The following is a 6,804-nucleotide window of genomic DNA, read 5'->3' on the forward strand; positions in this document are numbered from 1 at the left end:
GCCCCGCCCCTTCCCGAAACTGGGGGCGGAGCCCCCAGTTTCGGGAAGGGGCGGGGCGGGGGAGGAAACCCGCTCGCGCCGAATCGGACGCCGGGCCCGGCTCCGGGCGGCAGGGCTCCGGGCGGCAGGGCCGGACGCCGGCCGGGCTCCGGTCAGGCCGGCCCGAACAGGACCGCCTGGGCGGCGTCGGCGGCCGCCAGCCGGGCGCCGGCGAGGACCGCGGGGTCGCCGAGGGCGGTGGCCAGGACGGAGGTCGGCACGGGGGTCAGCGCGGCGAGCCGGAGGGCGACCCGGTCCGCGAGGGCGGGGCCGCCCGCATGGCCGAGCTCACCGCCCAGCACCACGCACCCGGGGTCCAGTACGGCGGTGACGGCGGCCGCGCCCAGGGCGATCCGCTCGGCGAGGGCTTCGAGGAAGGCCTCACCGGCGGCTCCGGCCACGGCGTCCCGCACCGGCCCGGTGAAACCGTGCTCGGCGGCCAGCGCGGCCACCGCGGCCCGGCCGGCCAGGCTGTGGAAGCCGCCCTCGCAGCCGCTGCCGGAGGGCAGCGCACCCGTCCCCGGCACCGGCAGGAAGCCGATCTCACCGGCTCCGCCGGAGGCCCCCCGGCGCAGCCGGCCGTCGAGGACCACGGCAGCACCGACGCCGGCGCCGAGCCAGAGCAGCACGAAGGATTCCGCGTCCCGGGCGGCTCCCACGCGCTGCTCGGCCAGCGCGGCCAGGTTGGTCTCGTTCTCCACGGCGACCTGCGCGGGCAGCCGCCGCTGGAGGGCGGCCACCAGGTCCCGGTGCCAGGTCGGCAGCCCGGCCGTACTGCGCAGCTCCCCGCCGGCCCGGGCCACCAGGCCGGGGGCGCCGACGACCACCGTGTGCAGCCGGTCCGCGCCGGCCTCGGCCGCCAGTTCCTCCAGCGCGTCGACGGCCTCCTCGACCGCGTCCACCGGCAGCGCCCGCTCGGCCAGGGGCCGGCCGAGCAGGTCGGTGACGACGGCGGTCGCGCTGTCGGTGCGTACGTCCAGGGCCGCCAGGTGGGCGCGGCGGGCCACGATTCCGTACACGCGGGCGTTGGGGCCCCGTCGCTGCTCGCCGGACTCCCCCACGACCTCGATCAGCCCGGCCTCGGTGAGCCGGTCGACCAGGTCGGCCACCGAGGGGCGGGACAGGCCGGTGAACGCCTTGAGCTGAGCGGCCGTCAGGGGGCCTTCCTCCCGCAGCAGGCGCAGGGCGAGGCGGTCGTTGATGGCCCGGGCCGTGCTCGGCGAGGCGGGGGACGGGGCGGCGGAGGGCCGGGCCTTGGCAGGAGTCACGCGCCCATCCTAAGGAGCCTCTCCCTCCTTACCATCAGGCAGGCTTCCTGATAGTTTCATGGTCATGACCGGGGAATCCGACCTCAGCCCTGCGCGCCTGCGCCGCGCCCGTCTCGCCATCGCCGCCGTCTTCTGCGTCCACGGCGCCGTCACCGGCTCCTTCGCCACCCGCATCCCGTGGATCCAGGACCACGCCCAGCTCGGGTCGGGCGCCCTCGGCCTCGCCCTCGCCTTCCCCGCTCTCGGCGCGGCGCTCGCCATGCCGCTGGCCGGAAGGGTGAACCACCGCCTCGGGGCCCGGCCCGCGCTGCGCGTGATGCTGGCCCTGTGGACGCTGTCGCTCGCCCTGCCCGCCCTCTCCCCGAACCTGCCGGCCCTGTGCGCGGCACTCCTCGTCTACGGGGCCACCTCGGGGATGTCGGACGTGGCGATGAACGCGCTCGGCGTGGAGACCGAGAACCGGCTCGGCCGTTCGGTCATGTCCTCGCTGCACGGCATGTGGAGCGCGGGCGCTCTGCTGGGTTCGGCCGCCGGCACCGCCGCCGCGCACGCGGGGGCCGGCGCGCAGCGGCACCACCTGATCGCGGCTCTGGTGCTGACCGCCGCCGGGCTGGTCGCCGTACAGGGCGTACTGGACCTGCGCAGCGGGGCGGACGAGCCGGCTCCGCCCCACTTCGCCCGGCCGCCGGCATCCGTGCTGCTGATCGGCCTGATCGGGTTCTGCGCGGTCTTCGCGGAGGGGGCGAGCCTGGACTGGTCGGCGGTCTACCTGCGGGACGTGCTCGACGCGGACGCCGGACTCGCGGCCGCGAGCACCACCGCCTTCGCGCTCACCATGACGCTCGCCCGGCTCGCCGGGGACCGGGTGGTGGACCGCTTCGGGGCGGTGCGCACCGTCCGCACGGGCGGGGCGCTGGCCACGGCGGGGGGCCTGCTGGTGGTGACGGCCCGCCATCCGGCCGCGGCCATGGCGGGCTTCGGGCTGATCGGGCTCGGCGTCGCGGTGGTGGTGCCGCTGGCCTTCGCGGCGGCCGGGCGCAGTGGTCCGGCGCCCGCGCAGGCCATCGCCGGGGTGGCGACGATCACGTACACCTCGGGGCTCATCGCCCCGTCGGCCATCGGAGCGGTGGCGGACGCGACCTCGCTGGTGGTGTCCTTCGCGCTGGTCACGCTGCTGGCCTTCGGGCTGACGGTCGGGGCCTCGGCGCTGCGGCCGCGGGCGGCGATCGGGAGCACGAGCGCCTTCAACCGGGACGAACCCACCGGTATACGGCCGTAATATGACGCTGGCCGCGGCAGGATCACCGACCCCGCCGCGGCCACGATGCTTGATCGACCGGCTTGACGGAAGTGGTGGGTGGGACACATGGGCCTGGGCGTGCGCTGGACCTTGCACGGAGACGGGCGGACCCCCGCCCCCGGCGCGGTGGTGCGGCCGGACGAGCGGCTGACCTGGCCGCGGACCGCGGGGCTCGGCGCCCAGCACGTCGTGGCGATGTTCGGCGCGAGCTTCGTCGCGCCGGTCCTGATGGGCCTGGACCCCAACCTGGCGATCATGATGTCGGGTGTGGCCACGATCGTCTTCCTGCTGGCCACGCGCGGCCGGGTGCCCTCGTACCTGGGCTGCTCGCTGTCGTTCGTCGGCGTGGCCGCGGCCATCCGGGCGTCGGGCGGGAACAGCGCGGTGGTCACCGGCGCCCTGTTCAGCGTGGGCGTGGCCCTGTGCCTGACCGGCCTCGCCGTGCAGCGGTTCGGCGCGCGGATCATCCACGCGGCGATGCCGCCCGTGGTGACGGGCGCGGTGGTCATGCTGATCGGCTTCAACCTGGCGCCGGTCACGGCCTCGACGTACTGGCCGCAGGACCAGTGGACCGCCCTGCTGACCATGCTGTTCACCGGACTGGCCGTGGTCTGCCTGCGCGGGTTCTGGTCGCGCATCGCGATCTTCCTCGGCCTGGTCTTCGGGTACGCCGTCTCCGCCCTCTTCGACGGGCTCTTCGGCAAGATCCACTCGCCGGCCGGCGGAACCGGGGCCGTCGACCACTGGCGGCTCGACCTCTCCGGGGTCGCCGAGGCCGACTGGATCGGCCTGCCGGCCTTCCACGCCCCGCAGTTCGAGTGGTCGGCGATCCTGGTCGCCCTGCCGGTGGTCATCGCCCTCGTCGCCGAGAACGCCGGGCACATCAAGGCCGTCGCCGAGATGACCGGCGACCCGCTCGACGACACCCTCGGCACGGCCATCGCCGCCGACGGCGCCGCGTCCATGCTGTCCACCGCGGTCGGCGGCCCGCCGAACACCACCTACTCCGAGAACATCGGCGTCATGGCCGCCACCCGGGTCTACTCGACGGCGGCCTACTGGGCGGCCGCCGGCTTCGCCCTCCTCTTCGGCCTCTGCCCCAAGTTCGGTGCGATCGTCGCCGCGGTCCCCGGCGGCGTGCTCGGCGGGATCACCGTCATCCTGTACGGCATGATCGGCCTGCTCGGCGCCCAGATCTGGCTGGGCGGCCGCGTGGACCTGCGCAATCCGCTGAACCTGGTACCGGCCTCGGCGGGCATCATCATCGGCATCGGCGGGGTGAAGCTCCAGCTGACCGAATCCTTCGAGCTCGGCGGGATCGCCCTCGGCACCCTCGTCGTCATCACCGGCTACCACACGCTGCGCTACTTCGCCCCGGCGCACATGAAGGAGCAGGAACCGCTGCTCGACGCGGGCACCTCCACGTACGACGAGGAGCCCGGGACCGGCGGCACCGGCGGCACCGACGGGCGCCCCTGAGCCGGTTCGCCCGAACCGGCGAAGCACACGGCCAAGTCCCCCGCATCCGGCCCGCCGGCTGGGACCCTGCCTCCCGTGGACGAAGTGCTGGCGCGGATGCGCGCCCTCGACGAGCGGCTGCCCGCGCGGGACGGCGTCGCCGTCTTCAACCGGGTGTACCTGACGGTGACGCAGACGCTGCACGAGCGCATCCGGCGCGGTGAGTTCCCCGCGCCCCGGCAGGCGGAGACGCTCAGCGTGCGGTTCGCGCAGCGGTACCTGGCGGCGGTGGAGTCCGACCGGGCCCCCGCCTGCTGGCGGCCGCTGCTGCAGTACCGGCGCCACCCCGGCGTACGGCCGCTGCAGCACGCCCTGGCCGGGATCAACGCGCACATCGGCCACGACCTGGCGCTGGCGGTGGTCTCCACCTGCCGGGCGCTGGATTGCGAACCGCGGGCGCTGGAAGCCGACTTCGACCGGGTCGGCGACACCCTGGTCACCCTGGAGGAACGCATCCGGGAGGACCTGATGCCGGGCCCCGACCTGCTGGAGGTCGCCGATCCGCTGACGCACCTGGTCGGCTCGTGGAGCCTGGAGCGGGCGCGCGGAGCCGCCTGGTCGGCGGCCCGCCTGCTGTGGGGGCTGCGCCGCTCCCCCGACCTGGCCGAGGAGTTCACCGAGTCCCTGGACGCGGGCGTGGGCCTGGTGGGCCGCTGCCTCCTGACCCCCACGGCCTGTTCCCCGCAGCCTGGCCGCCCGCCGATCCGGCCGACCGCCGTCCCGGCCTGATCCCTTGTGCCGGGGGCCGGCAAAGACCAGCCCCCGCGCGCGGGCAGCGGGGTGAGCCCCGGCATCACCCCCTGCGGCGCGGGGCGAGGCTGCGTCGGCTGCGCGGGTGCAGCACCGGGCATGGGAAACGGGCCGCCGCCGCGCTGTGTTCGCGGGGGCGGCCCGTGGTCACGGGGAGCGGGGAGGGGTCAGTCCTCCGGGAGCTCGACCGGGGCGATCTCGTCGTAGACGTCGCCCGGGCCCGGGTTGGTGGCGTCGGTCTCACCGCCGAGGTGGTGCATGACGCCCCAGACCGCGTTCAGCGCCGTCTGCACCGCACCCTCGGCCCAGCCGGCCGTCCAGGAGATGTCGTCGCCGGCGAGGAAGATGCCGCGCTTGTCCTCGGGGAGGCGGTCCTGCATGAAGTGGGTGAACAGGCGCCGCTGGTAGCGGTAGTGGCCGGGGAGGTTGGCCTTGAACGCGCCCATGAAGTAGGGCTCGTTCTCCCAGGAGACCGTCACCGGGTTGCCGATGATGTGGCGGCGGATGTCGACCTTCGGGTAGATCTCGCCGAGGGACTTCAGCATGACCTCCATCCGCTCGTTCGCGGACAGCGGCAGCCACTTCAGGCTGTCGTCGCACCAGGTGTACGACAGGCAGATCACGGCCGGCTGGTCCGGGCCGTTGTCGAGGAGGTAGGTGCCGCGGGTCATGCGGTCCGTCAGCGTCATCGACATGACGTCGCGGCCGGTCTCCTCGTCCTTGTCCAGCCAGAACGGGCGGTCCACCGGGATGAAGAGCTTGGAGGACTCCATGTAGTGGGTGCGCTCGATCGCCGTCCAGTGGTCGATCGGGAACAGCGAGTCGTCGCACTCGATCTTGGAGAGCAGCATCCACGACTGGGCCGTGAAGATCGCGGCTCGGTAGGTGCGGATGTCGCCGGAGGCGTCGGTGACCGTGATGCGGTTGCCGGCCGTGCGGTGCAGGCGGGTCACGGCCGGACGGGGGGTGCCGTCGTGGAGGGAGGACAGCGAGGTGCCCTGCGCCCAGTGGAGGATCTTCTCGGGCTCGCGCTCCCACAGGCGCAGCGGCAGCTGCTGGGAGCCGCCGACGATGCCGCGGTGGTGGTCGTCCGCCTCGGTGTAGACGACGCGGAGGATCTCCAGGATGGAGTTGGGGAAGTCGGTGTCCCAGCCGCCGGTGCCGAAGCCGACCTGGCCGAAGATCTCGCGCTTGCGGAAGGACTGGAAGGCCTCCGACCGGCACAGGTAGCCGTAGAAGGTCTCGTTGTCGAGCTTCTCGACCAGCTTGGCCCAGATCTCCCGGATGCGCGGGACGTCGCGCTCGCGCATCGCGGTGTTCATGTCGGAGAAGTCGGCGCCCTCCTCCAGGCAGGCGTTCCACGCGTCGGCGACATCGCGGTAGATCTGCGGGAGGTCGGCGATCGTCTCGGCGTAGTGGGTCTCGCCCTTGAGGTCGACGACGGTGGAGGGGGTCGCCTCGGCCAGCGGGTTCGGGAACGGCTCCGTCTTCAGGCCGACGAGGTCGATGTAGTGCTGCAGGGCGGTGGAGGAGGGCGGGAAGCGCATGGCGCCCATCTCCGCGGTGAGCCCCTCGGTGCCGGTGCCCTCGAAGCCGACGGTGCGCAGGCGGCCGCCGATCTGGTCCGCCTCGTAGACGACGGGCTTGAGGCCCATCTTCATCAGCTCGTAGGCGGAGATGATGCCGGACAGGCCGCCGCCGATGATCGCGACCTCGGTGCCGTGCTCGGTCGCCGGTATCTGGCCCAGGCCCGCAGGGTGGGCGAGGAAGTCGTCGTACGCGTACGGGAAGTCCGGGCCGAACATGGTGATCGGCGGCTGACCGTCGCTGTGCGGGACGGCGGTGGTGGGCACCGTGGACGTCATGGGGTACGACTCCTTGCAGGGTGGGGCAGAGGGGGTGGACCTGTCTCTTATACACATCTGACGC

The 6,804-nt window shown here is 73.8% G+C and carries 5 protein-coding genes; 3 read left to right on the forward strand and 2 right to left on the reverse strand.

What is annotated here, in order from left to right:
* Positions 1 to 152: 152 nt before the first annotated feature.
* Positions 153 to 1,307, reverse strand: coding sequence for an ROK family transcriptional regulator (locus HYE82_RS32370; protein WP_179177778.1), 1,155 nt, complete (start codon positions 1,305 to 1,307; stop codon positions 153 to 155).
* 58 nt (positions 1,308 to 1,365) lie between these two features.
* On the opposite strand from HYE82_RS32370, the gene HYE82_RS32375 reads away from it, so the two are divergent.
* From HYE82_RS32375 to HYE82_RS32385, 3 genes are all read left to right on the forward strand, one after another.
* Positions 1,366 to 2,586, forward strand: coding sequence for an MFS transporter (locus tag HYE82_RS32375; protein WP_179177779.1), 1,221 nt, complete (start codon positions 1,366 to 1,368; stop codon positions 2,584 to 2,586).
* Between the two features lie 87 nt (positions 2,587 to 2,673).
* Complete coding sequence (locus HYE82_RS32380; protein WP_179177781.1) at positions 2,674 to 4,086, forward strand: uracil-xanthine permease family protein; 1,413 nt, start codon at positions 2,674 to 2,676, stop codon at positions 4,084 to 4,086.
* Between the two features lie 66 nt (positions 4,087 to 4,152).
* Positions 4,153 to 4,854, forward strand: a complete 702-nt coding sequence (locus HYE82_RS32385) for a DUF5995 family protein (RefSeq protein WP_306439668.1) — start codon at positions 4,153 to 4,155, stop codon at positions 4,852 to 4,854.
* Between the two features lie 188 nt (positions 4,855 to 5,042).
* Here the strand turns inward: HYE82_RS32385 and HYE82_RS32390 are convergent, their stop codons facing one another.
* Positions 5,043 to 6,740: an NAD(P)/FAD-dependent oxidoreductase gene (locus tag HYE82_RS32390; RefSeq protein ID WP_179177780.1), complete on the reverse strand. Its 1,698-nt coding sequence runs from the start codon at positions 6,738 to 6,740 to the stop codon at positions 5,043 to 5,045.
* Positions 6,741 to 6,804: the final 64 nt, after the last annotated feature.

It is taken from the genome of Streptomyces sp. BR123 (assembly GCF_013401435.1).
GTDB lineage: Bacteria > Actinomycetota > Actinomycetes > Streptomycetales > Streptomycetaceae > Streptomyces.